The organism is Rhizobium phaseoli, assembly GCF_001664385.1.
Lineage (GTDB): Bacteria > Pseudomonadota > Alphaproteobacteria > Rhizobiales > Rhizobiaceae > Rhizobium > Rhizobium phaseoli.
In genome coordinates this window covers 156,528-181,639 of record NZ_CP013533.1, presented here as the reverse complement: position 1 = coordinate 181,639, position 25,112 = coordinate 156,528, and the positions used below count along the sequence as shown (strand labels likewise).

Below are 25,112 nucleotides of genomic sequence, written 5' to 3'. Positions count from 1 at the left end.
CGACATTCCAGCCTATTCGGCGGAAGCACATCGGCGATGTAAACGGCCGAGAAGACGCTCGCTTGTCGAACGTCAGACCGACATAGTCCTGATGGACGCGAGCCTGGAGCTCACTTCGTGTCGAGAAGCTCGCGGATCTTCAACGCCAGCTCCCTTGCGGTGTAGGGCTTGCGCAGCCATTGTGCGCCGGGAACGATACCTTTGCCCGCAAGGCCCGGCTCGGAATATCCCGAGGTGAACAGAACAGCGATGTCCGGCCGCAAGAGGCGCACCTCTAGTGCAAGTTCGTCGCCGGTGATCCCACCCGGCATCACGATATCGGTGAACAGGAGCGCGATGTCGGAATTTTCCCTGAGGAGATCGAGTGCGCGGTGGCCGTTCTCGGCTTCGAGCACCGTGTAGCCCATCGAAGCCAGTCTTGCGACGGCAACGCGGCGGACGCGGGCATCATCCTCGACGACGAGCACCATTTCGTCCCCGCGCGGCAGTTGGCTCTCGCCTGCGCCATGATCCGACGCCGGCTCGCGGGGCTTTGGGCCGGCGACGGCCGGCAGATATATCCGAACCGTCGTGCCGCGTCCCACCTCGCTATAAAGCTGGAGATGCCCGCCCGATTGCTTGACGAAACCATAGACCATGCTGAGCCCGAGACCCGTGCCCGAGCCGACTTCCTTGGTTGTGAAGAACGGTTCTATCGCCCGCTTCCTGACTTCCTCGGTCATGCCGGCGCCGGTATCCGTCATGGTAATGAGGACGAAATTGCCGCTGCGCACCTCCGGGTACATTTTTGCATAATCGGCATCGAGGTGGACACGCGAAATCGTCGTCGTGAGACTGCCGCCCTTCGGCATGGCGTCCCTTGCATTCAAGGCAATGTTCAGAATGGCGTTCTGAAGCTGCGAGCTGTCGACCAGGACGTCGAGGCCCGACCCGTCGATGACTGTGGACAGCCGGATATCTTCGCCGAGCGTTCGCCGCAGCAGATCCGAGAAGCCGCTCACAAGCTGACCGAGATCGGCATGCTTCGGGTTCAACGGCTGCCGCCGGCCGAAGGCCAGCAGTTGGCCGGTGAGGATGGCTCCGTCCTGCGCGGCGGCCTGGGCCTCTTTGAGAATGTCGCGAAGGCTGCCAGGCGGCAGCTTGTCCTCGATCATTTCGAGGTTGCCGCTGATGACGGTCAGCAGGTTGTTGAAATCGTGCGCGAGGCCCCCGGTCAGCTGCCCCACCGCCTCCATCTTCTGCGCCTGGCGAAGGTCCTCCTCGATCTTGAACCGGCTCGTCAGGTCGCGGACGAAACCGGTGAAAATCCGCTCGCCGTTGACCGTCGCCTCGCCGACATGGAGTTCCATCGGGAATTGCGATCCGTCGGCCCGCTGCCCTGTGACAACGCGGCCATAGCCGATGATGCGTTTTTCGCCGGTTTCGAGGTAGTGGTCGATATAGCCATCGTGAGCGTCGCGGTAGGGGTTCGGCATCAGGTTGCTGACGTTGCGGCCGCAAATCTGATCCGAAGGCATTCCGAACAGTTTCTCGGCAGCCTTGCTGAACGACAGCACCGTCCCCTTGTGATCGATCACCACCATCGCATCGGGTACGGTGTCGAGGATCGAACTGAGGTGCGCCTCGCGGGCCTTGACCGCCTCCTGCGCGCCCCTCAGCGCGCTGACGTCGCTGTTTGTCTGGATGACGGCAAACTCTCCATCCGGCAGTTTGACCAGCACGCAGCGGGATGCGACATGGATGTCATGCCCGCTCTTATGGCGGTGAATGATCTCGCCCTGCCAGAAGCCGCGCGACCTCAGCTGATCGCGGATGTTTTCCGCCGGTTCGGGAAACTTCGTCGCCAGCAGGTCGTAGACCTTCTCGCCGACGGCTTCCTCTCTTGCCCAGCCATACATGTTCTCGCAGCCGATCGACCAATGCGTGATCGTCCCGTCGAAACGATGAACCAGGATATCTGCGCCGTCGAGCACGTGCACCATGGCATCCAGCTCCTGCGGCGATGCGGTTCTCGGTGACACGAGGCGATGGGGCATGAAGGTCGATCCTGCGGCTTGTTGCATCAGTGCAGGTTGACCCTATGACAGGAATCCTCCGAAAAATCATCAGCGTCGCCGGACAACTGCACCAGCCGGGCGAGATTGACGATCCTGAGATCGTGCCTGCCCTCGGGAACAACGATGTTGCGCGACGCAAGTTTCGTGATCGTGCGGGACACGGTCTCGATGGTCAGGCCGAGATGGTCGGCAATATCCTGGCGGTTCATCGGGACACGCAGCAGGCCCTGGCGCGACTGCGGGCTGCGGCGGGATGCAAGCTTGACGATGAAGCTGCAAAGCCGCTCCTCGGCATTCTTCTTCGACAGCAGCACCATCTGCTCATGTGCGGCGGCCGCCTCCTGGCAGAGCAGCGAGATATAGGCCGGGCCGAGCGCATTAGACCGGGCGACCTCTTCGTGGAAGTTCTTGCGTGATATCCGGCGGATCTTGCATTCGGTGACGGCCTCAGCCGTGAACAGGAAGTCGTTTTGCAACGACGCGCCGATGAGATCGCCGGCAAAATGGAACGCGGTTATCACGCGGCGACCTTCGCCGATGATGCGATGCAGGCGGACGACGCCCTCCTCCACCTGGAAGAGATGGCTGGCCTTGTCGCCCTCCCAGCAAATCGCCTTGCCGGCTGCGACGGACTCGGCGGCCGAGCTTACGAAAAGCGATGACAACGATTGGCCGGCATGAAGGGCTTCTAACGTCTTCTCGGCATTGTCGAACGCGTGGTTGTTCTGCATCAGCATCGTCGTGTCCCCTTGTGGCGTTAAGTGCAGTAGAAAGCCGCTGCGTCACACCGGAATGAGCGGACGGTGCCAAAGGGTGAAAGTTTGTAACAGTGTGTAACAACGGCGGTTCGCCCGACGCTTCCAGCCCGCTTGTTGATGTAGATCAAGGAGCCGTTCCCGGCTTCATGACAGTCCTGCCTCGAAATCCGAGAAAGCCGGCCGCGAGGCGGTCGTCTGTGCACTGGGGACGACATTATGAATTACACGACGGAAACGATGGTGGTCGCGGTCGCAGCGTTTCTAGCGCTGCTCGCAGCCGCATTCGCGCACGATCATCTCTTTGCGGTCCATATGGGCATACTTTGCCTCTGCCTCGTGGCGGGAACGCTGCTGCTTGTCCGGAAAGTCGAGTTTTCACCGGCGGGCCAACAGCGCAAAGCCGACCTGTCGGGCTATTTCGACGAGGTGATCCGCTATGGCCTGATCGCCACGGTGTTCTGGGGCGTCGTCGGCTTCCTCGTCGGCGTCGTCATCGCGCTGCAGCTGGCCTTTCCCGACCTCAACATCGCGCCCTATCTCAATTTCGGCAGGCTGCGGCCGGTTCATACATCGGCCGTCATCTTCGCTTTCGGCGGCAACGCCCTGATCATGACCTCCTTCTACGTGGTGCAGCGCACCTGTCGCGCTCGTCTCTTCGGCGGCAGCCTCGCCTGGTTCGTCTTCTGGGGCTACCAGCTCTTCATCGTCATGGCTGCGACCGGCTACGTGCTCGGCATCACCCAGGCCCGTGAATATGCCGAGCCTGAATGGTATGTCGATCTGTGGCTGACCATCGTCTGGGTCGCCTATCTCGCCGTCTATCTCGGCACGATTCTGAAGCGCAAAGAACCGCATATCTATGTGGCGAACTGGTTCTATCTCGGCTTCATCGTCACCATTGCGATGCTGCATGTGGTCAACAATCTTGCGGTTCCGGCCTCGTTCCTGGGCTCCAAGAGCTATTCGCTCTTCTCCGGCGTTCAGGATGCGCTGACCCAATGGTGGTACGGCCATAACGCCGTCGGCTTCTTCCTCACCGCCGGCTTCCTCGGCATGATGTACTATTTCGTGCCGAAGCAGGCCAACCGGCCCGTCTATTCCTACCGGCTGTCGATCATCCACTTCTGGGCGCTGATCTTCATGTATATCTGGGCCGGTCCGCACCACCTGCATTACACGGCGCTGCCCGATTGGGCGCAGACGCTCGGCATGGTGTTCTCGGTCATGCTCTGGATGCCCTCCTGGGGCGGCATGATCAACGGCCTGATGACCCTTTCGGGCGCCTGGGACAAGATCCGCACGGATCCGATCATCCGGATGATGATCGTCGCCATCGCCTTTTACGGCATGTCGACCTTCGAAGGCCCGATGATGTCGGTCAAGGCGGTCAATTCGCTCAGCCACTATACCGAATGGACGATCGGCCACGTGCATTCCGGCGCGCTCGGCTGGGTCGGTATGATCACCTTCGGGGCGATCTATTACCTGACGCCGAAACTTTGGGGACGCGAGCGTCTCTATAGCCTGCGGATGGTCAACTGGCACTTTTGGCTCGCGACCCTCGGCATCGTGATCTACGCCGCCGTCCTCTGGGTCGCCGGCATCCAGCAGGGGCTGATGTGGCGCGAATACAATTCCCAGGGCTTCCTCGTCTATTCCTTCGCGGAGACGGTCGCGGCGATGATCCCCTACTACGTGCTGCGCGCGGTCGGCGGAGCGCTTTACCTGGCGGGCGGCCTCGTCATGGCCTGGAACGTGTTCATGACGATCCGCGGCCATCTGCGCGACGAAGCTGCAATCCCGACCACTTTCGTGCCCCAGGCACAGCCTGCCGAGTGAGGTGAGACATGGCATCGATACTTGATAAACATAAGATCCTCGAGCAGAACGCGACGCTTCTTCTGGTCGGCTCGCTGCTCGTCGTCAGCATCGGCGGCATCGTTGAAATCGCACCGCTGTTCTACCTGCAGAACACGATCGAGAAAGTCGAAGGCATGCGGCCTTACACGCCGCTGGAGCTCGCTGGACGCAACATCTACATCCGTGAAGGCTGCTATCTCTGCCACAGCCAGATGATCCGGCCGTTCCGCGATGAAGTCGAGCGTTACGGCCATTACTCGCTGGCCGCGGAATCGATGTACGACCATCCGTTCCAGTGGGGCTCCAAGCGAACGGGGCCGGATCTGGCCCGCGTCGGCGGACGCTACTCGAACGAATGGCACGTCCAGCATCTCGCAAATCCGCGCGCCGTCGTGCCGGAATCCATTATGCCAAGCTACGCCTTCCTCAAGGAGCAGGAGGTGACGGTCAAGGATGTCGGAATGGACCTCAAGGCCAACGAGGACGTGGGCGTGCCTTATAGCGACGACATGCTGGCGAATGCCGAGGCCGACATGAGGGCTCAGGCCGATCCGAACGCGGACACGACGGCGCTGCTTCAACGCTATCCGAAGGCGAAGATCGGCGATTTCGACGGCGACCCGGCCAGGCTGACCGAAATGGACGCCCTGGTGTCCTACCTGCAAATGCTCGGAACGCTGGTCGATTTCTCGACCTATGACGACGCGACCGGCTACCGGTGAGGGGATCCATGGAAGCCTATACTGCAATGAGACACTTCGCCGACAGCTGGGGCCTCCTGGCGATGGCGGCATTCTTCGTCGGCGCGGTCATGTTCACCCTTCGCCCAGGCAGCAAGCAGACGGCGAAAGAAGCCGCCGATATTCCCTTGAAGGACGATTGAGATGTCGGAAAACCATATCGATGAATTGAGCGGCGTCGAAACGACCGGACATGAATGGGACGGCATCCGCGAACTCAACAATCCGATGCCGCGCTGGTGGGTCTGGACGTTCTACGTCACGATCTTGTGGGCGATCGGCTATGCCATCGCCTATCCCGCCATCCCGATGATCACATCCGCCACGAAAGGCTATTTCGGCTACTCGACGCGCGCCGAGTTGCAGCAGGACCTCGATCTCGCCAAGGCATCCCAGACGAAGTTCCATGATCTGATCGCTGCCAAGACCGTGCAGGAAATCGATGCGGATCCGGCTTTGCGTGAATTCGCCATTGCCGGCGGCGCGTCCGCATTCAAGGTTAACTGCGCGCCCTGTCACGGCTCGGGCGCGAGTGGCGGCCCAGGGTTCCCGAATCTCAACGACGATGACTGGCTGTGGGGCGGGGACCTCGATGCGATACAGACCACGATCGCTCATGGGATCCGCTTCGACGGCGACACGGAGACCCATGCTTCCGAGATGCCGCCCTTTACCGACGTGCTGCAACCCATCCAGATGAAGCAGGTCGCCGCCTACGTCTGGGGGCTGACCAATACGCCGTCCGATCCCGCGCTCGCAGAGGCGGGAAAGCAGGTCTTCCTTGACAATTGTGCCGCATGTCACGGCGAGGACTCCAAGGGCAAAGCCGAAATGGGCGCGCCGGATCTCGCCGATGCGATCTGGCTCAAAGCGCGCGGCGAAGACGCCATCCTTCGCCAGGTGGCCTCTCCCAAGCATGGCGTCATGCCGGCTTGGGCGGGACGTCTCGGCGATACGACAGTCAAGGAGCTGACCATCTTCGTTCATTCCCTCGGCGGCGGCACGTAAGGAGAAAGCCATGACAGCCCACGACCACAATCCGATCCTGGGTCTCTACGGCACGCCGCGTGCTGTTATCCGATCGCGTGTCTCGGCGCGCGCCCAACCGATGCCTGCATCTTCAGAGCAGGACGACCCGGCAAAGATCGGCAATTCGATCGTGAGTTTGACCAGCCTCAAAGATCACAAGCAAACGAGCCGATAGTATCGGCGCCTGTCGAGGATGTCCCAGCGGTGTTTCTCCCCCGCTGTCCTCCGGCCACGCCCTTACCCCGGGGCGTGGCCTTTTCCCTTCCGGAAAGGTCATTCTTGATCTGCATCAAGGAACGAATGCGCCGCGGATGGGACAAGAGCGGGTGAAAACCGGACAGGTCCCATGAATCTTTATACCGCCCCCGATCCAAATGACATTGAGCGCGTCAGCGTCGAGCCGGTCAATGCCCGGCGCAACCGCCAGCCTCTCTATGCGCCGCGCAAGAAGATTTTCCCGAAGCGCGCCGAGGGGCAATTCCGCCGGTTCAAATGGATCGTAATGCTGATTGCGCTCGGCATCTATTACCTCGCGCCGTGGATCCGTTGGGATCGCGGTCCCTACGCGCCCGACCAGGCAATCCTCGTCGACCTCTCCTCGCGACGCTTCTTCTTTTTCTTCATCGAAATCTGGCCGCAGGAATTCTACTATGTCGCGGGGCTGCTGGTCATGGCGGGGTTCGGCCTCTTTCTCGTCACCGCCGCGGTCGGCCGTGCCTGGTGCGGCTACGCCTGTCCGCAGACCGTCTGGGTCGACCTCTTTCTCGTCGTCGAACGCGCCATCGAAGGCGACCGCAACGCGCGGATGAAGCTCGACGCCGGTCCCTTCACCTTCGACAAGATCAGGAAGCGGGTGACCAAGCATGCGATCTGGCTGCTGATCGGCATCGCCACCGGCGGCGCATGGATCTTCTATTTTGCCGACGCGCCGGGCCTGGCGGCGTCGCTGTTTGCCGGCAGCGCACCCGCGGCCGCCTATGCCACGATTGCCATCCTGACCGCCACGACCTATGTCCTCGGCGGCCTGATGCGCGAGCAGGTGTGCACCTATATGTGTCCGTGGCCGCGCATCCAGGGCGCCATGCTCGACGAGAATTCGCTTGTCGTCACCTACAATGACTGGCGGGGCGAGCAGCGGTCGCGCCACGCAAAGAAGGCCCAGGCCCAGGGTCTGCCGGTCGGCGATTGTGTGGATTGCAATGCCTGCGTCGCGGTTTGCCCGATGGGGATCGACATTCGCGACGGCCAGCAGATGGAGTGCATCACCTGCGCGCTGTGCATCGACGCCTGTGACGGCGTCATGGACAAGCTCGGAAAGCCGCGCGGCCTGATCGCCTATGCGACGCTCAGCGAATATTCGAGCAACATGTCGCTTGCGACGGACGCAGGACAAACAGCCATCCGCCCCTCCAATGTGCGAAACGACGACGGCAGCTTCATCCCGGCGGTCCAGCATTTCGACTGGCGTATCATCTTCCGTCCGAGAATTCTCTTCTATGCCGTCGTCTGGGCATCGATCGGCATCGCCATGGTCATGCATCTCGCCTTCCGCGAACGGCTCGAGCTCAACGTCGTCCACGACCGCAACCCCCAATATGTTCTGGAAAGCGACGGTTCCATCCGCAACGGCTACACGCTTCGCGTCCTCAACATGGTGCCGAAGCCGCGGGACGTGACCATCACCCTGGTCGGGCTGGAGGGAGGCACGATGCGCATTCCCGAGTTCGGCCGGCAGGATGGCCGCAGCTTTACCGTCCATGCCGAACCCGACGCGGCGACGACGCTTAAGGTCTTCGTCACGCGCAAGCCCGACGGAGCCGCCATCAATGAATTCCTCTTCGTCATCGAGGATACCGACCATGCCGACCGGGCGACCTATCGCGCCGCGTTCAATGCACCGGGAGACGTGAAATGAAGGCTTTCAGAGGTTTTACCGGCTGGCACATGCTGCTTGCCACCTCCGCATTCTTCGCCGTGGTGATCGCCGTCAACGTCACCATGGCCGTCTATGCCTCGTCCAGCTGGAGCGGCCTGGTCGTGGAAAATACCTATGTGGCCAGCCAGGAATTCAACGGCAAGGCGGCAGCGATGAAGGCGATGGCCGCCTCCGGCATCGAAGGCGCGCTCTCCCTCAAGGGCAGCGAGATCCGCTACGACATCCACGAACAGGGGGGGGCGCCTGCGATCATCGACGATGTCACGCTGAATTTCAAACGGCCCGTCGGCGATCATGAGGATTTCAGCCTGGCGCTTCGCAAGACGGGCGAAGGGCGGTTCGTAGCCGATCATGAAGTCGCCGGCGGCGACTGGATCGTCGAAGCCATATCGAGACGGAACGGCGTGGTCATCATGCATGAGGCCAAGCGCTTCGATACCGCGGAGTTCGGCCAATGACCTGCTGCTCCATGGACACGGAAAGCGTTCTCGCCCTCAGCGCGACATCGTCCAGCGCCGAAGAAGTCCGCCTTGCCAGCCATTCGCTCGGGGCCGGATTGCGACAGCTCGACCTCAGCGTACCCGACGCTCACTGCGGCGGCTGCATATCGAGCATCGAAAGCGCCCTGTCGGCGCTTGCCTTCGTCCGCAAAGCGCGTGTCAATCTGACCGCCAGACGGGTCAGTTGCATTTATCAGGAGGAGATCGACGGGCGGGCGACCGATCCGTCCGAAATTCTGGCGGCGATCGCTGCGGCCGGTTACCGGGCGCATCTCTTCACGCCGACGGCTCCCGAGACCGACCGGATCCGGAACCAGCTGCTGCTGGCGGTCGGCGTCTCCGGCTTTGCAGCCGCCAACATTATGCTGCTCTCGGTGTCGGTCTGGTCGGGCGCCGATGCGGCGACGCGCGACATGTTTCACTGGATCTCGGCGATGATCGCGGCGCCGGCGCTGGTTTATGCGGGACGCTTCTTCTTCAAATCGGCCTGGAGCGCGCTCAAGCGCGGGCGCACCAACATGGACGTTCCGATCTCGCTTGCCGTGACGCTGTCCTATGCGGTCTCCCTATGGGAAACCATGCACCATGGCGAACATGCCTGGTTCGACGCGTCGGTGTCTCTGCTGTTCTTCCTGCTGATCGGCAGAACCCTCGATCATGTGATGCGGGAGAAAGCCCGCGCGGCGATCAACGGGCTTGCCAGACTGGCGCCGCGCGGGGCACTGCTGATGATGCCGGACGGGTCGCGACGCTACGTCGCGGTCGAAGAGATCGCGGTCGGAGATGACATCTCGATTGCGGCCGGCGAACGCATTCCCGTCGACGGCATGATCGTCAGCGGCGAGAGCGATGTCGACCTCTCCATCGTCACCGGTGAAAGCAGCCCGGTCGCCGTCGCCGCAGGGAGCGCGGTGAATTCGGGTGCGATGAACCTGACCGGTTCGCTCGTCCTGCGGGCGACCAAAGTGGCAAGGGATTCGCTCCTTTCGGAGATCATCGGTCTGATGGAAGCGGCCGAGGGCGGCAGGGCTCGTTACCGCCGGATCGCCGATCGCGCCGCAGCACTTTATTCCCCCGTCGTGCACCTGTTGGCACTGGTCTCCTTTCTCGCCTGGGGCCTGCTCGGCGGCGACTGGAAACAGGCCATGCTGGTCGCGGTCGCAGTGCTGATCATTACCTGCCCCTGCGCTTTGGGCCTTGCCGTCCCGGTGGTCCAGGTGGTCGCAGCCGGCGAACTTTTCCGCCGGGGCATCATGGTCAAAGACGGTTCGGCGCTCGAAAGGCTGGCCGAGGCGGACATCGTCGCCTTCGACAAGACCGGCACGCTGACGATGGGCCGCCCCCGCCTCGTCCGGGCCGAAGCGATCGACGCGGGCAATACCGCAATCGCCTCGGCATTGGCAGCGCATTCACGCCATCCCCTTTCGCAGGCGCTGGTGCGGGACATGGAGTTCGTTTCCTCCTTCGCCTTCGACAGGGTCACGGAAATTCCCGGCGGGGGATTGGAAGCCTGGAGCGAAACGGACGTCTATCGGCTGGGCAATCGGGCCTTTGCCTGCGGAACCGGCCTCACGCCGGCGGCCGATAGTCCGTTTTCGGAGGTGGTCCTGTCGAAGAACGGTGCCGATCTCACCCGTATCCTGTTCGACGACACGCTTCGTCCGGGCGCCGCGGAGACTTTCCGCCAGCTCGCTGCAGCCGGTATCGAAACGTTGATAGTATCCGGCGACAGGCAGACAGTCGTCGACAACACTGCGCAAGCTCTCGGCGTCGACAAGGCCATGGGCGCCTTGGCTCCGAAACAGAAGGTCGAGGAATGCCGGAAGCTGAGCGCGGAAGGCCACCGCGTACTCATGGTCGGCGACGGGATCAACGATGCGCCCGCCCTTGCCGCCGCGCATGTCTCGATGGCGCCCGCCACCGCATCCGATATCGGCAGGCAGGCCGCCGACCTCGTCTTTTTCCACGAGCGTCTCGATGCCGTGCCGGAAGCAATAGCCGTCGCGCGAAGATCCGCGCGCCTTATTCGGCAGAATTTTGCTCTCGCCATAGGCTACAACGTGCTGGCTGTTCCGATCGCGATTGCCGGATTGGCGACGCCGCTGATCGCGGCGGTGGCCATGTCGACATCCTCGATCATCGTCGTAACCAACGCGCTGCGGCTGAACGCTTTCGGCAAACGGCCACCCCTGCTGACCGAGGCGCGCGCCGGCGGCAATCCGGAGGTCAAAACCGCATGAACATGCTGATCTATCTGATACCGATTGCACTGCTCATGGGCGGAATAGGCCTCCTGGCATTCCTCTGGTCGCTGAAGAGCGGCCAGTATGACGATCTTGAGGGCGCTGCCTGGCGAATCCTGGCCGAGGACGAAACCGACCGGAAGAAATCCTGAACCGCATACACGCCAAACGAAAGGACGATCGATGCTTGCGAAAAATCCCGCGCTTTTGCGGTCTGACCTGTTTGACGGGCTGGATGAGGCGACGGTGGAGGAGCTCGCCGCCACAGCTCAGTTCCGAACCTTCGCGGCCGATGAGCGGATCATCGCCGAGGGCGAGCCAGCGTCGTTCGTCTATGGCGTGATGAGCGGTTTCGTGCGGCTTTCGAAAGCGGAATCCGCCGGGCGCGAGGCAGATATCTGCATCTGCGAACCGGGCGACACTTTCGGCGAATACCTTCTGTCGGGAGGCAGCTCCTACGCCTGCAGCGCGTGGTCAGCAGACGGGTCGGAAGTAGCGTTGTTCGAGCTTTCGGACTTGCGGGCGCTTGCCGACCGGTACCCCGTCATGCATCGCAACGTCATGCGCATCATGGCCCGGCATCTGCTCGGCGCGATGGATTGCATCGCCGGAGACCGGCTGCACACGGCCGCCCAGCGTGTTGCCAATTACCTCATCAGCCGATGCCCAGCCTCGGCCTCGCAGGTCACCTTTCGGCTGCCCTACCGGAAGAGGATACTGGCCGGCAAGCTGGGGCTTGCCCCCGAGGCTCTTTCGCGGGCTTTCGCCGCGCTTCTCCCAGCAGGGGTCGAAGTCAGAGGCAAGGTCGTCCTGATCGACAGCGTCGATTTGCTGCGCAAAGCGTGCTAAAGCCGATAATCGCAATGTAATTTGACCGGCGTCAATGTTGCGATGGCCCGCCCTGCTATGGTCAGGCGCAAAGGGCACCTGGACGTCATGCTTATCTGGATTGTTTTTGCGGGCGTCGCGACGACCGTCATCGCCTCCCTCCTTTATCCGTTTGCCAAGAGCCGTATCGGCGCCGACGGAGGCGTCGCTGACGCATGCCGCGTCTATCGAGACCAGCTTCTTGAACTCGACAGGGAAGCGGAGACGAACCAGCTCGGGCGCAACGAGTACGAATATGCCCGTGCCGAGGTCGCACGGCGGCTTTTCAAAGCAAGCGAACAACAGCATGACGGGCGCCGGAGACGACCGGAGGCCCAGAGGTTGCCGAAGCTCGCCATCGTCGCAATTCTTCCGCTCGCGAGCATCGGCCTTTATGCCCGGCTGGGTTCGCCCGACCTGCCATCGCAGCCGCTGCAGGCACGGTTGGAGGATCCCGGCCAGAACCTCGCAATGCTGATCGTCAAGACAGAACGCCATCTTGCAAGCCGGCCCGATGACGGACGGGGTTGGAACGTGATCGCCCCGGTCTATCTCAGGACCGGGCGGTTCCCCGAGGCGAAAACGGCTTATCGGAACGCCGTGCGGATCCTCGGCCCCGACGTGGATCGGCTAGGCGGTCTTGCCGAGGCCATGATGGCCGAAGCAAAAGGCTCGGTAACCACAGATACGCTTGATGTCCTGCGGCAGATCCTCCAGCTTGAGCCGAAAAACCCGCGCGCACTATTCTATATCGCCCTCAGCTTCGAGCAGGCGGGGCGGCGTGCCGAGGCGCTGGCAGATTTCGAGGCGCTGGCGAAATCGTCGCCGGCCGGGGCGCCTTGGCTGTCGCTCGTCAACAAACATATTTCCGCCAATGGCGGGGTGCCGCTGACCGCCTTGGCGCGGGAGCCTCGCATGACAGATCAAGGAGGTTCGAGATGACGCGCAAGCAGAAGCGCTTGGCGGTGATCGCGGGCGGGATGGGTTTCATTATTGCCGCGGTGCTGTTGGTGATGTTCGCCTTCAGCCAGTCGGTGGCCTATTTCTACATGCCGGCGGATCTGGCCAAGAGCCCGGTGGCGCCGGAGACCCGCATCCGGCTCGGCGGCCTGGTCGGGGCCGGCAGCGTCGTGCGCGGCGCCGGTTCGACGGTGGAATTTACCGTTACCGACGGCAGCGCCAATGCGGTCAAGGTCCACTATACCGGCATCCTTCCCGATCTGTTCCGCGAGGGCCAGGGTGTGGTCACCGAAGGCATGTTTGCATCAGCCGGCAACGTCTTTGTCGCCGACACGGTGCTCGCCAAGCATGACGAGACCTATATGCCGAAGGAGGTGGCCGACAAGCTGAAGGCGCAGGGCCTGTGGCAGGATGGCCAAGCGGGACAAGGCCAAGGCCAGGAGGCGAAGGCGACGCGATGATCATCGAGATCGGCCATTATGCCCTGGTGCTGGCGCTGGCGACGGCGCTGATCGTCTCGATCGTGCCGGTCATCGGCGCCCGCCGCCATGACCGGGCAATGATGGATGTGGCGACCTCCGGCTCGCTGGCGATGTTCGCGCTCGTCGCCTTTGCCTTCGCCGTCTTGACCTATGCCCATGTCGTCTCCGACTTCTCGGTCGAGAACGTCTGGGAGAATTCGCATTCGCTGGTGCCGCTGATCTACAAATATTCCGGCGTCTGGGGCAATCACGAGGGATCGATGATGCTCTGGCTGCTGATCCTGACGCTGTTCAGCGCGCTGGTCGCCGTCTTCGGCCGCAATCTGCCGGAGACGCTGAAGGCCAATGTGCTTGCCGTGCAGGCCTGGATCTCGCTCGCCTTCACCCTGTTCATCCTGTTGACCTCCAATCCCTTCCTGCGGCTCGATCCGGCCCCGGCCGAGGGCCGCGACCTCAATCCGGTGCTGCAGGATGTCGGGCTCGCCATTCATCCGCCGCTGCTCTATCTCGGCTATGTCGGCTTTTCCGTCTGCTTCTCCTTCGCCGTTGCCGCTCTGCTGGAAAGCCGCATCGACGCTGCCTGGGCGCGCTGGGTGCGGCCCTGGACGCTCGCCGCCTGGACCTGCCTGACGCTTGGCATCGCCATGGGCTCCTACTGGGCCTATTACGAGCTCGGCTGGGGCGGCTGGTGGTTCTGGGATCCGGTGGAGAACGCCTCCTTCATGCCGTGGCTCGCCGGCACCGCGCTGCTGCATTCGGCCCTCGTTATGGAAAAGCGCGAGGCGCTGAAGATCTGGACGGTGCTGCTCGCCATCCTGACCTTCTCGCTGTCGCTGATGGGCACCTTCCTGGTGCGCTCCGGCGTGCTCACCTCGGTGCATGCCTTCGCCAGCGATCCCTCCCGCGGCGTCTTCATTCTCTGCATCCTGCTGATCTTCATCGGCGGGGCGCTGTCGCTGTTTGCCCTGCGGGCGCCGAAGCTTGCGGCCGGCGGGCTGTTTGCGCCGATCTCGCGCGAGGGCGCGCTGGTTCTCAACAATCTGATCCTGACGGTCGCCTGCGGCACGGTTCTCACCGGCACGCTCTATCCGCTGCTCCTGGAGACGCTGACCGGCGACAAGATCTCCGTCGGGCCGCCCTTCTTCAACCTGACCTTCGGCCTGTTGATGGCGCCACTGCTGGTCATCGTGCCGTTCGGGCCGCTGCTGGCCTGGAAGCGCGGTGATCTGCTCGGCGCGCTGCAGCGGCTCTATGCCGTCGCGGCTCTCGCCTTCGCCGCCGCCGTCATCGTCTTCTATCTCGAACATGGCGGGCCGGTGCTCGCCGTGCTCGGTCTGGCGGCCGGGCTGTTCCTGATCCTCGGCGCCATTGCCGATCTCTGGTATCGCGCCGGCATCGGCAAGCTCGCCGGCAGCATCGCCTGGCGCCGTCTGACCGGTCTGCCGCGTTCGGCCTTCGGCACCGCGCTTGCCCATGCCGGCCTTGGCGTCAGCGTGCTCGGCATCGTCGCAGTCACCACCTTCCAGAGCGAGCATGTCGTCGCGATGAAGCCGGGTGAGATCATCGAGGCCGGCGGCTACAGCCTTGCGTTCGACGGCATGCGGCCGGGCAGGGGACCGAACTACAGCGAGGAGCGCGGCCACTTCACCATCCGGCGCGCCGGGGTTGTCGTCGCCGATACCTGGTCGGCCAAGCGGCTCTATACCGCAAGGCAGATGCCGACGACCGAGGCCGGCATCCTGACCTTCGGCCTCAGCCAGCTCTATGTCTCGCTTGGCGACGCCACCCAGGACGGCGGCATCGTCGTGCGCATCTGGTGGAAGCCGTTCATCCTCTGCATCTGGGGCGGCGCCTTGATCATGGCCGCCGGCGGCTGCGTCTCGCTCTCCGACCGCCGCCTGCGCGTCGGCGCCCCGCGCCGCAAGGCCAAGACCAAGCCGACACCCGCGATGGAGCCGGCAGAATGATGGGCTCATCGCCACCACCTTTCCACCCATCGGGGAAAGGGCGATGACCGCCATGAACAGTTTGACGAAGATCAAAGCGAAATGGCCGGTTGGCCTCTAGCATGTTCCTCACGATAATCATGAGCAGTGAGGCAGCGACCATGCAAGCAAGGGATATTATGACCACGACTGTGGTTTCGATCAGCCCTGATGTCAGCGTACGCCATGCGGTCGCAATGATGTTGCAAAACCACGTCAGCGGCCTTCCCGTCGTTGACGGCCATGGACGCGTCTGCGGCATGGTGACGGAGGGCGATCTGCTTTTACGCCGAGAAGTACGCTCTGCGCCCCGTCCGGCGCGTGCACCGGAACTGATTTCCCAAATCGACCTCGAACGCTATATCGGCAGCAACGGATGGTGCGTCGCTGACGTCATGTCCCAGGATGTGATCGTCGCGCGGCCGGACAGCGAAGTCTCCGATATCGCCGAAAGCCTTCAGGTGCACCGCATCAAGCGGCTGCCGATCGTCGAAGACGAGCGTCTGGTCGGGATCGTCAGCAGACGGGATATTTTGCGAGTCATCGCCGAGGCTCCAACGACAATATTGCCGCGCGGCGACGAGGCGATCCGGCTGGCCGTGCGCACCCGGCTCAGATCGGATCTCGGTCTAACGCCGCAAAGGGTGCATGTATCGGTCCGCAACGGTCAGGTGACGGTCGATGGCCAAGTGGAATCCGAGCTCAAGCGCAGGGCGATCAGGGTTCTCGTCGAAGGGCTTGGCGGCATTGCCGGCTATAAGGATTGCCTGCTCGTCTCGCCTGCTCACATCCAGGACTGACAGCTCGAGTCGCATTGGCGCGCCGTCATCGCGCCAAGTGACGAGGAGGCTTGCTCGACCTGCCAAGATCGAGCAAGCCGTCTGTCAACTTCCCTGCTTGACACGGAAACTCCCGACTCGCTCTCTGACGTTAACCCGCCGGCGGGTTTTCTTCTTTGATCGAAAGCAATCCCCCAAAACGGCGTCTCCTGTCCTGCCGACTGCGCGCTCGGCTGACGATGCTCCTCTGTCGGCGGCTTTCCCATTTCTGCGGTCGGGTAGCGACGTGCGTTGTTAAATCGGTTTTTGGCGAAGACCGACGCGGCGAGCCACTTGCTCCGAACTTGACGGAGATCAAATACCGATAGGCTGCTCCCATGTATCCCTTGGCGGTGCAAAAGGAGCATATGATGGATTTCGAAGCGTTTTTCAAAAACGAGCTGGACGGGCTTCATGCCGAGGGCCGTTACCGCGTTTTTGCCGATCTCGAGCGTCAGCGCGGCCACTTCCCGCGTGCCACCCGCCATACGGCCGATGGTGAAAAGGACGTCACGGTCTGGTGCTCCAACGACTATCTCGGCATGGGCCAGAACCCCAAGGTGATCGAGGCGATGAAGGCCGCCATCGACCACTGTGGCGCGGGTGCGGGAGGCACCCGGAATATTTCTGGCACCAACCACTATCACGTCCTGCTCGAGCGTGAGCTCGCCGACCTGCACGGCAAGGAAGCCGCACTGATCTTCACCTCGGGTTATGTCTCCAACTGGGCAGCGCTCGGCACGCTCGGCGCCAAGATCCCCGGCCTGATCATCTTCTCCGACGCGCTCAACCATGCCTCGATGATCGAGGGCATCCGCTACGCCAAGTGCGACAAGGTGATCTGGAAACACAATGACGTAGCCGATCTCGAAGCCAAGCTGAAAGCCGCCGATCCGAAGGCGCCGAAGCTGATCGCCTTCGAGAGCGTCTATTCGATGGATGGCGATATCGCCCCGATCAGGGAGATCTGCGATCTCGCCGACAAATACGGGGCGATGACCTATCTCGACGAGGTGCATGCGGTCGGCATGTACGGCCCGCGCGGCGGCGGCATTGCCGAGCGCGAGGGGCTGATGGACCGGCTGACCGTCATCGAGGGCACGCTCGGCAAGGCCTTCGGGGTGATGGGCGGCTATATCGCCGCCTCGGCCGCGCTGTGCGACTTCATCCGCTCGTTTGCCTCCGGCTTCATCTTCACCACGGCGCTGCCGCCGGCGCTGGCCGCCGGTGCGGTCGCCTCGATCCAGCACCTGAAGGTCAGCCAGTTCGAGCGCGCCCGCCATCAGGACCGGGTGCGCAAGCTCCGGGCCATGCTCGACCAGCGCGGCATTCCGCATATGCACAATCCCAGCCATATCGTGCCGGTGATGGTCGGCGATGCCGCCAAGTGCAAGTGGATCTCCGACCTGCTGCTCGACAATTGCGGCGTCTACGTCCAGCCGATCAACTATCCCACCGTGCCGAAGAAGACCGAGCGGCTGCGCATCACCCCGACGCCGCTGCATTCCGACGCCGATATCGCCCATCTCGTCGACGCCCTGCATTCGCTCTGGTCGCGCTGCGCGCTGGCGCGGATGGTGGCCTGACGAGATCGAGAAGATGCCGAATATTGATCGCGATCAAAGATTTAAAACGACGCGCGCAGGACAAGACGCGAAGCAAGCACCGAGGAGACAACGGCGTTGATGATAGCCCCGCATGATCGGCAAGCCGCCATTTCACCAGAAGCAACCGCCGGAATCGGCAAGGAAAGCGAGAACGCATCCCCTTCGCGAAATCGAACGCTCGCGCCGCTCTTCAGTCTGCTCCCGCGTCTTCGCCGACATCGGTCGCTCTCGGTTTGCGCTCTGCTGGCGCTCACATCCGCGGCGCTGATCTCACTCGCCCTGCCGATGGCGGTGCGGCGCATGGTCGATCACGGCTTCAATCAGGCAGACAGCGCCTTTATCAATCGCTACTTCCTCATGCTGATCGCGCTCGCCGTCGCACTGGCGATCGCGAGCGCGGCGCGCTATTACTTCGTCACCACTTTGGGAGAGCGGCTGGTCGCCGACCTTCGCCTCGAGGTCTTCCAACATATCATCCGGCTTCCGGCGGCATTCTTCGACAGAAACCGATCCGGCGAAATTGCTTCGCGCCTTGTGGCGGATGCGACCCAGATCAAATCCGCAATCAGTCTGACGGCATCGGTGGCGTTGAGAAATTCGATGCTCTGCCTCGGCGCCCTGGCCATGATGTTCGTCACCAGTCCCAGCCTGTCGGCCATCGCACTCGGGGCCATCCCGCTGGTCGTGGCGCCGCTTGTCGTGTTCGGTCGCTCGGTGCGAAAGAAATCCCGAATTGCGCAGGATGCGCTTGCCGAGGCATCGGCCTATGCCAGCGAGATCATCGCGGCAAGCCGCACCGTGCAGGCATTCAACGGCGAGGACGCTGCGCGGCAAAGATATGGGCGGGATGTCGAGCTTTCCTTCGACCGCACAGTCGCGGCCTCCCGGGCCAGGGCTTTGCTTACGGCTATTGCCATCGCGCTGGTCTTCGTCAGTGTTGTCGGCGTGCTGTGGCTCGGTGCCCATCAGGTGCTGGCCGGGACTCTCTCGGCCGGCGGCCTCAGCCAATTTCTCATCTATTCGGTCATCGCAGCCGGCTCTCTCGGCTCGCTGTCGGAAGTCTGGGGAGAACTCTCGCAGGCAGCCGGCGCTGCCGGACGGCTGTTCGAACTTCTGAACGAAAAGACCTGCGAGCGCCAACCGCAAGCGTATTTTCCGCTTCGCACGCCTGTCCAGGGCGGCATCGAAATGTGTGACGTGCGCTTTTCCTATCCGGGAGCGCCGGAAAAGGAGATTCTGAGCGGCCTTTCCTTCCGCGTTTCGCCGGGCGAAACGGTCGCCCTGGTCGGCCCCTCGGGCTCCGGAAAGAGCACGGTTTTATCGCTGCTTCTCGGTTTCTACGAAAACCAGGCAGGGAGTATTTCCATCGACGGAAGGGAAGTTGGCCTGATCCCTCCGCAGGCGCTGCGCAAGGAGATCGCCATCGTCCCGCAGGACGTGACGATGTTTGCCGCCTCGGTTTACGACAACATTGCCTTCGGCCGGCCGGACGCGCTGGGCGAGGATGTCACCGCCGCATCGATCAGGGCACAGGCGCATGATTTCGTCACGAAGCTGCCGAACGGCTACAACACGGTCCTCGGCGAGCGCGGGCTGACGCTGTCGGGCGGGCAGAGGCAGAGGCTGGCCATCGCCCGGGCCATGCTGAAGAACGCCCCGATCCTGCTGCTGGATGAGGCGACCGCTTCGCTGGACGCCGAAAACGAGGCGCTCGTCCAGCGCGGCCTGGAGGAGTTGATGCAGGCGCGCACCACGATCGTGATCGCCCACAGGCTCGCCACCGTGCTGAAGGCGGACAGGATCCTGGTGATGGACAAAGGCCAGATCGTGGAAGAGGGGACGCACGCCACGCTGATGCGCCAGGGCGGCCTTTACACACGCCTGGCGGAACTGCAGTTCAAGATTCCCGCCGGTATCGAACCGGCACAGGATGCAGCATGACGGCGAGCAGCGGCGCTATTCCTCGAGGAGGAGAGCCGTGGCGAGGTAACCCATGCTGATGGTGCTTGCGAAGAGGTAGATGAACAGAGCCTGCGCGAGATAATTCTCGATCGCGCCCGGCACGGCAAAACCATTCTGCCAAACGAAAAATCCCACGGCGCATCCGATTGCGAACCCCGTGGCCAGTCGCGTGAGCATGAACCTGATCATGCAAGGCATGGCACCACCTCAGACGTAACGATTGTAAATGTCCGGGGGATGGGAATGTTCCGGCCGCAAAATGACTTTTGTCAACGACCGGCAGAAGCGGTCATGCAAGAAGCGAAGCGTATCGGAGACTGTAACAGTGCATCTTCTACCTTTCGCAGCGGGCGTTTTCACCCTTCTCATCCTGCCTGGACCGACCAACGCCATATTGGCGATGGCATCTCAGGGTCTGACCGCCGGGCGCGCGATCGCGCTGCTCGTCACCGTCCTATGCGCCTATCTTGCGATCGTTCTTCCGGCATCAAGCCTAGCCAGTTCCTTCCTCCGCGACCACCCTCTGGTTGCGCAAGGTGCCAAGCTTGTCTCGGCGACCTGGGTGCTCTACCTGGCGCTTCGGCTCTGGGGCATCGGATCGAGCCGCGTCATCGAGGCCGTGAACCTCCGGCAACTGGCCGTAACGACACTGTTGAATCCCAAGGCGCTGATCATCGGACTGACGATGGTTCCTCCCACAAAGGAAATATCCGTAACAGCCTCCGTCGCGATCCTCACATTCGTTGTCCTGGCAGCCTCTTCGATCTGGCTGACGATCGGCAGGGTCATTCTGGGACGTGAAAATCAGATACCTTCCTTTGCCCGGCGATGCGGATCCGCAACGCTCGTCGCATTCTCCGCCGTGCTGACATTCAGTGCCTTTGGCGGATGAAACCTGCAGTGCCCCCGCGTGGCGACGCCGTGCCTTGACCTGGCCCAGCCCGCCGACCGGCCGGAGCGGCAAGCTCACGGCATTTGAGCGCCGGCCGTGGCGACATAGACCGAATAAACCGAACGTGTGGCTGTGATGAACAGACGGTTGCGTCTGGGGCCACCGAAGGTAAGGTTTGCGACGGTCTGGGGTACGCGGATTTTGCCGATCAGCTTTCCCGTCGCGTCGAAGCAATGCACGCCGTCGGCCGCGCTCGACCAGAGGTTACCCTCCACGTCGGTGCGGATGCCGTCTGGAATGCCGTTGTCGATATGGCAGAAGACACGGCCGTTATCGAGCCTGCTGCCGTCAAGCACATCGAAGGCACGAATGTGACGCGGCAGGTTTTCGTCGTGGCTTGCCGCCGAATCCGCGACGTAGAGAACCGTCTCATCAGGCGAAAAGGCGAGGCCGTTCGGCTGAATGAAATCCGTGGCGACGGCAGACAGCTCGCCGGTCGCCGGATCGAGCCGGTAGACGTTGCGGGTCGCCTGCTCCGGCGCTGCGCGATAGCCCTCATAGTCGGACATGATGCCGTAGGTGGGATCGGTGAACCAGATCGTGCCGTCCGACTTCACCACGACATCGTTCGGCGAATTGAGCGGCGCACCGTCGAAACGGTCGGCGAGCACGGTGATCGAGCCGTCGATTTCGGTGCGCGTCACCCGGCGTCCGCCATGTTCGCAGGAGATCAGCCGGCCCTGCCGGTCGCGCGTGTGGCCGTTGGTGAAGTTGGAGGGTTGGCGGTAGACGGAAACGCCGCTTTCGGGCGTCCACCGCAGCATGCGCTGGTTGGGAATGTCGCTCCACAGAAGCTGATTGGCATCGTTGAACCAGACGGGACCCTCCGCCCAGCGGCAGCCGGAATAGAGTTCGTCGAGGCCGGCGCTCGTCACGATCATCTGCCGGAAGCGCGGGTCGTGAATTTCGTAAATGCTGGCCTCTGCCATGATGGTCTTTCCGTTTACCGCATGCCGGCCCGCCGGCCGCCGGCAAGCATGATGACGCTAATGATGATGAGGCCGGTCATGATGAGGCGGATGCCGGCGCCCAGCCCGTAAGTGTTGAGCATGGAGACGACAAGGAACATGAAGAGCGAGGCGCCCCAGATGCCCGGCACGTTGGAATCGCCGCCGGCGACCGCCGTGCCGCCGATCACGACGACGGCAATCGAGGTGAGGAGATATTCGGAGCCCATGTTGAGCGCCGCGCCGCCGGAGAAGCAGGCGAGCAGATAGCCCGCGACGGAGGCGAGCACCGCACAGAAGAGATAGGTGACGAAGCGCGTGCCGTCGACCGGAATTCCGGCCATGCGCGCGGCCGGCATGCTCTGGCCGATCGCCGAGATCCAGCGCCCGTAGATCGTTTTCTCGAGCAGGAACCAGGCGATCAGCGAGATGAGGAGTGCTACGATCGCCACGTTCGGCACACCGAGCGTCGTCGACGTGGTGAATCCCGCGAGCATGCTCGGGGGTTTGATGCGCAGGCCGCGGTTCGTCCAGATCGCCGCGGACTGCACGATGAAGCTCATGGACAGCGTGGCGATGATCGGCGGAATCCTGAGCGCCTTGATGAGCACATAGTTGCCGAGGCCGACGGCAAGGCCGATTAGGACCGCAACGATGAGCCCCGGCAGGATCATTCCGTTTTCGACATTCATCAGTTTCAACGCCACGGTACCAGCCAGCGTCATGGTGGCGGGAACCGAGAGATCGATGTTGCCGGGACCGAGGGTGATGACGAACATCTGGCCGATGCCGACAACGACCGAGAAGGCCGCGAAGGTCAGGGCTGCCTGCGACAGGCCGAGCGTACTGGCACCGAACGTGACCATGATCGTCAGGAACCAGACGGCAAAGGCGGCAAGCCACGACCAGATCCAGGGTTTACCGAAAAGGCCGGCGAGCACGGTCATCGGCGTTTCTCCCGCTTTTCCAGGCGGTTGAGCATCAGGCGCAGCGCAAGCACGATGATCAGGATGGCGCCCTGGGCGCCGATCTGCCAGTCCGGCGAGATGCGCAGGAAGGACAGGAAAGAGCCGGCGAGCGTCAGTGTCAGCGCGCCGATGACGGCGCCGATCGGAGAGACGCGGCCGCCGATGAACTCGCCGCCGCCGAGGATGACGCCGGCGATCGACAGAAGCGTGTAGCGCAGCGCAATGTTGGCATCGGCCGAGGTCGTCAGACCGACGAGAGCGATACCGGCAAGCACAGCGAAGAGACCGGCGAGCCCATAGGCGGCGGCGCGGGCTGCGACAATCGACCAGCCAGCGCGTTCGACCGAGCGCTGGTTGCCGCCGATGCCGCGGATCAGCACGCCAAGCGAGGAGCGCGTGACGAGAAGATGCGCGACGGCGGCAATGACGATGCTCGCAACGATCGCCATCGGCGCCAGCGGCGGCTTGACGGTCATCAGCCAGCGCACCCAGTCCGGCGCCTGCCCGCCCGGCGCCGGCAGCAGCATGACGGCAAGGCCGCCCCAGACGAAGCTCATGCCGAGGGTCACGACGATGGATGGCAGGTTTCGCAGATGGATGACGACGCCGAGCGCCGCATAAGACGCAATTGCGCCCGCCAGGATCAGAATTCCGATGACGGGGGTATCGCGCAGAAAGGTGGCGCTGACGCAGGCGACGAAGCTGACGAACGTGCCCATCGACAAATCGAGATCGTTGACTGCCATCACCAACATTTGGGCGATCGTCGCCAGCGCGATCGGCACGGCCAGATTGAACAGCAGGTTGAGCCCGATATAGCTCATGGCGCGCGGCTGCAGCCAGAAGACGGCTGCGAGCAGCAGCGTCAGCGACAGAGCGGGAATGGCAAGACGCATGGCGTCCGAGGAGAGCCGGAACGTCATGCAGCGACCCCCTGGAAGGAGGCGGCGATGATATTCGTCTCGTTGACGGCATCGCCGGCGAGTTCCGCGGTAATGCGGCCTTCGCGGAAGACGTAGACGCGGTCGCAGAGGCGGACCTCGTCCATCTCGGTCGAATACCAGATGAAGGTGCGCCCGCGCGATGCTTCCTCGCGGATGATGGCATAGACTTCCTGCTTGGTTCCGACGTCGACACCGCGCATAGGGTCATCCATCAGAACGACCGGCGCACGTGTCGAAAGCGCGCGTGCAAACAGCACCTTCTGCTGATTGCCGCCGGAAAGCGACAGGATACGGTTCGCCATATCGGGTGTGCGGATTTCGATCCGGCGCTTCCAGTCGGTACCCTTGGTCTGCTCTGCGTCCGCGAGGATGAGCCCCCGTCTCGACAGATCGCCGAGTGAGGCGATCGAAAAATTGCGCAGAATACTCCACAGTTCGAAGACGCCGTTGAGGCGACGGTCGCCGGCGACGAAGGTGACGAGCGGATCGCGTTCGGGCAGCCAGTTGCTGGCCTGGGCGGCGTGCAGGGCGAGGAGAAGTTCAGTCTGCCCGTGGCCGGCCAGCCCCGCCAGTCCGATGATTTCGCCCTTGCGGGCGGCGAACGGACGGCCGGCCGTCTGATGCGACAGAATGAGCGGAGCGTCGGACTGCGCACGCGCCGGGCGGTCGCCGGTATCTTCCCTCGCAACGGTGCCCATGGCCTCGACAAGGCCATGATGGTCAAATTCGCGCGCCGGACGTTCGGCAACGACGCGGCCGTCCTTCATGACTATGATGCGGTCGGCGGTTTCGAGGATCTCGTGCAGGATATGCGAGATGAAGATGACGGAGCCGCCGGCGGCAACGAAGCGGCGGACATAATCCAGCATCTGGCGGGCGAGGCTTGCATCGAGCGACGAGGTCGGTTCATCGAGGATCACCAGCCGCGGCGCAATACCGGCGTCGGAAAAAGCCATTGATATCTCGACCATCTGCCGTTCGGCGATCGAAAGGTCGCCGACGGCTCGGCCGCTGTCGATGCCATGGCCGGGAAAGACGGCGTCGAGGCTTTTCTCAATGATCCTTGCCGCCCGCCTGCGCCAGCCGAAACCGCCGAGATGGCGGTGCATGATGCGCGTATTTTCTTCGATGGAGAGATTGGGGCAGAGGGACAGTTCCTGGAAGACGCAACGCACGCCGCGAGCGCGCGCGGCGTTGATGCCATAGCGCTCCAGCCGCTCGCCATCGCTCGCCACGCTTCCTTCATGCGGCGTCAGCCCGCCATTGATCACGCTGACGATCGTCGATTTGCCGGCGCCGTTGTGGCCGACGAGACCGACGCATTCGCCCGGCATGACGCGGAGCGTGACGCCGTCGAGCGCCCTGACGGCGCCGAAGCTCACCTTGGCGTCATCGACGGCGATCACCGCCTTCAAAACGTCATCCATGCTTGCCCGCCACACCTGATCGCAAGGAATGCCGCGCAGCCATGTGCGGCCGCGCGGCAATCGCCGGGAG

24 protein-coding genes are annotated in these 25,112 nt (G+C 62.8%); 17 read left to right on the top strand and 7 right to left on the bottom strand.

All coding sequences use genetic code 11. The features are described 5' to 3' along the window. Window positions 1–110 precede the first annotated feature (110 nt). Both AMC88_RS22540 and AMC88_RS22535 read right to left on the bottom strand, forming a co-directional pair. Window positions 111–2,036: a hybrid sensor histidine kinase/response regulator gene (locus AMC88_RS22540; protein ID WP_064826098.1), complete on the bottom strand. Its 1,926-nt coding sequence runs from the start codon at window positions 2,034–2,036 to the stop codon at window positions 111–113. Window positions 2,037–2,062: 26 nt separating this feature from the next. Further along, window positions 2,063–2,794 (bottom strand): Crp/Fnr family transcriptional regulator, encoded by a 732-nt coding sequence (locus AMC88_RS22535; protein WP_016737109.1) that lies wholly within the window; start codon window positions 2,792–2,794, stop codon window positions 2,063–2,065. 237 nt (window positions 2,795–3,031) lie between these two features. Between AMC88_RS22535 and ccoN the strand changes: the two genes are divergently transcribed. The 16 genes from ccoN (at window position 3,032) to AMC88_RS22455 (ending at window position 19,783) form a co-directional block, all read left to right on the top strand. Next, a complete protein-coding gene (gene ccoN / locus AMC88_RS22530) occupies window positions 3,032–4,654 on the top strand; it encodes a cytochrome-c oxidase, cbb3-type subunit I (protein ID WP_064825992.1) in 1,623 nt (540 codons plus the stop codon). Between the two features lie 8 nt (window positions 4,655–4,662). After that, the gene (gene ccoO, locus AMC88_RS22525; protein WP_020923759.1) at window positions 4,663–5,397 is read left to right on the top strand and encodes a cytochrome-c oxidase, cbb3-type subunit II; all 735 of its coding nucleotides are present in this window, start codon (window positions 4,663–4,665) and stop codon (window positions 5,395–5,397) included. Window positions 5,398–5,405: 8 nt separating this feature from the next. Next, window positions 5,406–5,558: a CcoQ/FixQ family Cbb3-type cytochrome c oxidase assembly chaperone gene (locus AMC88_RS22520; RefSeq protein WP_011428808.1), complete on the top strand. Its 153-nt coding sequence runs from the start codon at window positions 5,406–5,408 to the stop codon at window positions 5,556–5,558. 1 nt (window position 5,559) lies between these two features. Further along, window positions 5,560–6,423 (top strand): cytochrome-c oxidase, cbb3-type subunit III, encoded by an 864-nt coding sequence (ccoP, locus tag AMC88_RS22515; protein WP_064825990.1) that lies wholly within the window; start codon window positions 5,560–5,562, stop codon window positions 6,421–6,423. A 10-nt stretch (window positions 6,424–6,433) separates the two neighbouring features. Continuing rightward, window positions 6,434–6,619, top strand: coding sequence for a hypothetical protein (locus tag AMC88_RS22510; protein WP_016737114.1), 186 nt, complete (start codon window positions 6,434–6,436; stop codon window positions 6,617–6,619). Between the two features lie 171 nt (window positions 6,620–6,790). Further along, window positions 6,791–8,359: a cytochrome c oxidase accessory protein CcoG gene (gene ccoG / locus AMC88_RS22505; protein ID WP_064825989.1), complete on the top strand. Its 1,569-nt coding sequence runs from the start codon at window positions 6,791–6,793 to the stop codon at window positions 8,357–8,359. Next, a complete protein-coding gene (locus AMC88_RS22500; protein WP_064825988.1) occupies window positions 8,356–8,838 on the top strand; it encodes a FixH family protein in 483 nt (160 codons plus the stop codon). The genes ccoG and AMC88_RS22500 overlap by 4 nt, the downstream gene beginning before the upstream one ends. After that, the gene (locus tag AMC88_RS22495) at window positions 8,835–11,120 is read left to right on the top strand and encodes a cation-translocating P-type ATPase (protein WP_064830095.1); all 2,286 of its coding nucleotides are present in this window, start codon (window positions 8,835–8,837) and stop codon (window positions 11,118–11,120) included. Before AMC88_RS22500 ends, AMC88_RS22495 begins: the two co-directional genes overlap by 4 nt. Further along, window positions 11,117–11,275, top strand: a complete 159-nt coding sequence (gene ccoS, locus AMC88_RS22490) for a cbb3-type cytochrome oxidase assembly protein CcoS (protein WP_011428803.1) — start codon at window positions 11,117–11,119, stop codon at window positions 11,273–11,275. The genes AMC88_RS22495 and ccoS overlap by 4 nt, the downstream gene beginning before the upstream one ends. 31 nt (window positions 11,276–11,306) lie before the next feature. Continuing rightward, a complete protein-coding gene (locus AMC88_RS22485; protein ID WP_064825986.1) occupies window positions 11,307–11,972 on the top strand; it encodes a Crp/Fnr family transcriptional regulator in 666 nt (221 codons plus the stop codon). Between the two features lie 87 nt (window positions 11,973–12,059). Continuing rightward, window positions 12,060–12,932, top strand: coding sequence for a c-type cytochrome biogenesis protein CcmI (gene ccmI, locus AMC88_RS22480; RefSeq protein WP_225884123.1), 873 nt, complete (start codon window positions 12,060–12,062; stop codon window positions 12,930–12,932). Next, window positions 12,929–13,411 (top strand): cytochrome c maturation protein CcmE, encoded by a 483-nt coding sequence (gene ccmE, locus AMC88_RS22475; protein WP_064825984.1) that lies wholly within the window; start codon window positions 12,929–12,931, stop codon window positions 13,409–13,411. Before ccmI ends, ccmE begins: the two co-directional genes overlap by 4 nt. Then, window positions 13,408–15,399, top strand: a complete 1,992-nt coding sequence (locus AMC88_RS22470) for a heme lyase CcmF/NrfE family subunit (RefSeq protein WP_064830094.1) — start codon at window positions 13,408–13,410, stop codon at window positions 15,397–15,399. The genes ccmE and AMC88_RS22470 overlap by 4 nt, the downstream gene beginning before the upstream one ends. 140 nt (window positions 15,400–15,539) lie before the next feature. Beyond that, a complete protein-coding gene (locus AMC88_RS22465) occupies window positions 15,540–16,217 on the top strand; it encodes a CBS domain-containing protein (RefSeq protein WP_029532014.1) in 678 nt (225 codons plus the stop codon). Window positions 16,218–16,606: 389 nt separating this feature from the next. Continuing rightward, window positions 16,607–17,821, top strand: coding sequence for a 5-aminolevulinate synthase (gene hemA, locus AMC88_RS22460; RefSeq protein ID WP_064826097.1), 1,215 nt, complete (start codon window positions 16,607–16,609; stop codon window positions 17,819–17,821). A gap of 99 nt (window positions 17,822–17,920) precedes the next feature. Next, a complete protein-coding gene (locus AMC88_RS22455) occupies window positions 17,921–19,783 on the top strand; it encodes an ABC transporter transmembrane domain-containing protein (protein ID WP_010024286.1) in 1,863 nt (620 codons plus the stop codon). Window positions 19,784–19,798: 15 nt separating this feature from the next. Here AMC88_RS22455 and AMC88_RS22450 read toward each other — a convergent pair whose 3' ends face one another. Further along, complete coding sequence (locus AMC88_RS22450; RefSeq protein WP_064825982.1) at window positions 19,799–20,002, bottom strand: hypothetical protein; 204 nt, start codon at window positions 20,000–20,002, stop codon at window positions 19,799–19,801. Between the two features lie 127 nt (window positions 20,003–20,129). On the opposite strand from AMC88_RS22450, the gene AMC88_RS22445 reads away from it, so the two are divergent. Next, on the top strand, window positions 20,130–20,696 hold the full coding sequence (locus AMC88_RS22445) for a hypothetical protein (RefSeq protein ID WP_064825981.1): 567 nt from the start codon (window positions 20,130–20,132) through the stop codon (window positions 20,694–20,696). 74 nt (window positions 20,697–20,770) lie between these two features. Here the strand turns inward: AMC88_RS22445 and AMC88_RS22440 are convergent, their stop codons facing one another. The 4 genes from AMC88_RS22440 to AMC88_RS22425 are packed head-to-tail and all read right to left on the bottom strand — an operon-like array spanning window position 20,771 to window position 25,042. Continuing rightward, window positions 20,771–21,685 carry an SMP-30/gluconolactonase/LRE family protein gene (locus AMC88_RS22440; RefSeq protein WP_064825980.1) on the bottom strand — a complete coding sequence of 305 codons (915 nt, stop codon included), beginning with the start codon at window positions 21,683–21,685 and terminating at the stop codon, window positions 20,771–20,773. 14 nt (window positions 21,686–21,699) lie between these two features. Next, window positions 21,700–22,650, bottom strand: coding sequence for an ABC transporter permease (locus tag AMC88_RS22435; RefSeq protein ID WP_064825979.1), 951 nt, complete (start codon window positions 22,648–22,650; stop codon window positions 21,700–21,702). After that, a complete protein-coding gene (locus AMC88_RS22430; RefSeq protein WP_064825978.1) occupies window positions 22,647–23,594 on the bottom strand; it encodes an ABC transporter permease in 948 nt (315 codons plus the stop codon). Before AMC88_RS22430 ends, AMC88_RS22435 begins: the two co-directional genes overlap by 4 nt. Beyond that, window positions 23,591–25,042: a sugar ABC transporter ATP-binding protein gene (locus AMC88_RS22425; protein ID WP_064826095.1), complete on the bottom strand. Its 1,452-nt coding sequence runs from the start codon at window positions 25,040–25,042 to the stop codon at window positions 23,591–23,593. Before AMC88_RS22425 ends, AMC88_RS22430 begins: the two co-directional genes overlap by 4 nt. Window positions 25,043–25,112 lie beyond the last annotated feature (70 nt).

What these genes read in the sequence shown, in the direction of transcription:
- AMC88_RS22540 (WP_064826098.1), bottom strand. Translation starts at nt 2,036, where the DNA reads ATGCCCCATCGCCTCGTGTCACCGAGAACCGCATCGCCGCAGGAGCTG.
- AMC88_RS22535 (WP_016737109.1), bottom strand. Translation starts at nt 2,794, where the DNA reads ATGCTGATGCAGAACAACCACGCGTTCGACAATGCCGAGAAGACGTTA.
- ccoN (WP_064825992.1), top strand. Translation starts at nt 3,032, where the DNA reads ATGAATTACACGACGGAAACGATGGTGGTCGCGGTCGCAGCGTTTCTA.
- ccoO (WP_020923759.1), top strand. Translation starts at nt 4,663, where the DNA reads ATGGCATCGATACTTGATAAACATAAGATCCTCGAGCAGAACGCGACG.
- AMC88_RS22520 (WP_011428808.1), top strand. Translation starts at nt 5,406, where the DNA reads ATGGAAGCCTATACTGCAATGAGACACTTCGCCGACAGCTGGGGCCTC.
- ccoP (WP_064825990.1), top strand. Translation starts at nt 5,560, where the DNA reads ATGTCGGAAAACCATATCGATGAATTGAGCGGCGTCGAAACGACCGGA.
- AMC88_RS22510 (WP_016737114.1), top strand. Translation starts at nt 6,434, where the DNA reads ATGACAGCCCACGACCACAATCCGATCCTGGGTCTCTACGGCACGCCG.
- ccoG (WP_064825989.1), top strand. Translation starts at nt 6,791, where the DNA reads ATGAATCTTTATACCGCCCCCGATCCAAATGACATTGAGCGCGTCAGC.
- AMC88_RS22500 (WP_064825988.1), top strand. Translation starts at nt 8,356, where the DNA reads ATGAAGGCTTTCAGAGGTTTTACCGGCTGGCACATGCTGCTTGCCACC.
- AMC88_RS22495 (WP_064830095.1), top strand. Translation starts at nt 8,835, where the DNA reads ATGACCTGCTGCTCCATGGACACGGAAAGCGTTCTCGCCCTCAGCGCG.
- ccoS (WP_011428803.1), top strand. Translation starts at nt 11,117, where the DNA reads ATGAACATGCTGATCTATCTGATACCGATTGCACTGCTCATGGGCGGA.
- AMC88_RS22485 (WP_064825986.1), top strand. Translation starts at nt 11,307, where the DNA reads ATGCTTGCGAAAAATCCCGCGCTTTTGCGGTCTGACCTGTTTGACGGG.
- ccmI (WP_225884123.1), top strand. Translation starts at nt 12,060, where the DNA reads ATGCTTATCTGGATTGTTTTTGCGGGCGTCGCGACGACCGTCATCGCC.
- ccmE (WP_064825984.1), top strand. Translation starts at nt 12,929, where the DNA reads ATGACGCGCAAGCAGAAGCGCTTGGCGGTGATCGCGGGCGGGATGGGT.
- AMC88_RS22470 (WP_064830094.1), top strand. Translation starts at nt 13,408, where the DNA reads ATGATCATCGAGATCGGCCATTATGCCCTGGTGCTGGCGCTGGCGACG.
- AMC88_RS22465 (WP_029532014.1), top strand. Translation starts at nt 15,540, where the DNA reads ATGCAAGCAAGGGATATTATGACCACGACTGTGGTTTCGATCAGCCCT.
- hemA (WP_064826097.1), top strand. Translation starts at nt 16,607, where the DNA reads ATGGATTTCGAAGCGTTTTTCAAAAACGAGCTGGACGGGCTTCATGCC.
- AMC88_RS22455 (WP_010024286.1), top strand. Translation starts at nt 17,921, where the DNA reads ATGATAGCCCCGCATGATCGGCAAGCCGCCATTTCACCAGAAGCAACC.
- AMC88_RS22450 (WP_064825982.1), bottom strand. Translation starts at nt 20,002, where the DNA reads ATGCCTTGCATGATCAGGTTCATGCTCACGCGACTGGCCACGGGGTTC.
- AMC88_RS22440 (WP_064825980.1), bottom strand. Translation starts at nt 21,685, where the DNA reads ATGGCAGAGGCCAGCATTTACGAAATTCACGACCCGCGCTTCCGGCAG.
- AMC88_RS22435 (WP_064825979.1), bottom strand. Translation starts at nt 22,650, where the DNA reads ATGACCGTGCTCGCCGGCCTTTTCGGTAAACCCTGGATCTGGTCGTGG.
- AMC88_RS22430 (WP_064825978.1), bottom strand. Translation starts at nt 23,594, where the DNA reads ATGACGTTCCGGCTCTCCTCGGACGCCATGCGTCTTGCCATTCCCGCT.
- AMC88_RS22425 (WP_064826095.1), bottom strand. Translation starts at nt 25,042, where the DNA reads ATGGATGACGTTTTGAAGGCGGTGATCGCCGTCGATGACGCCAAGGTG.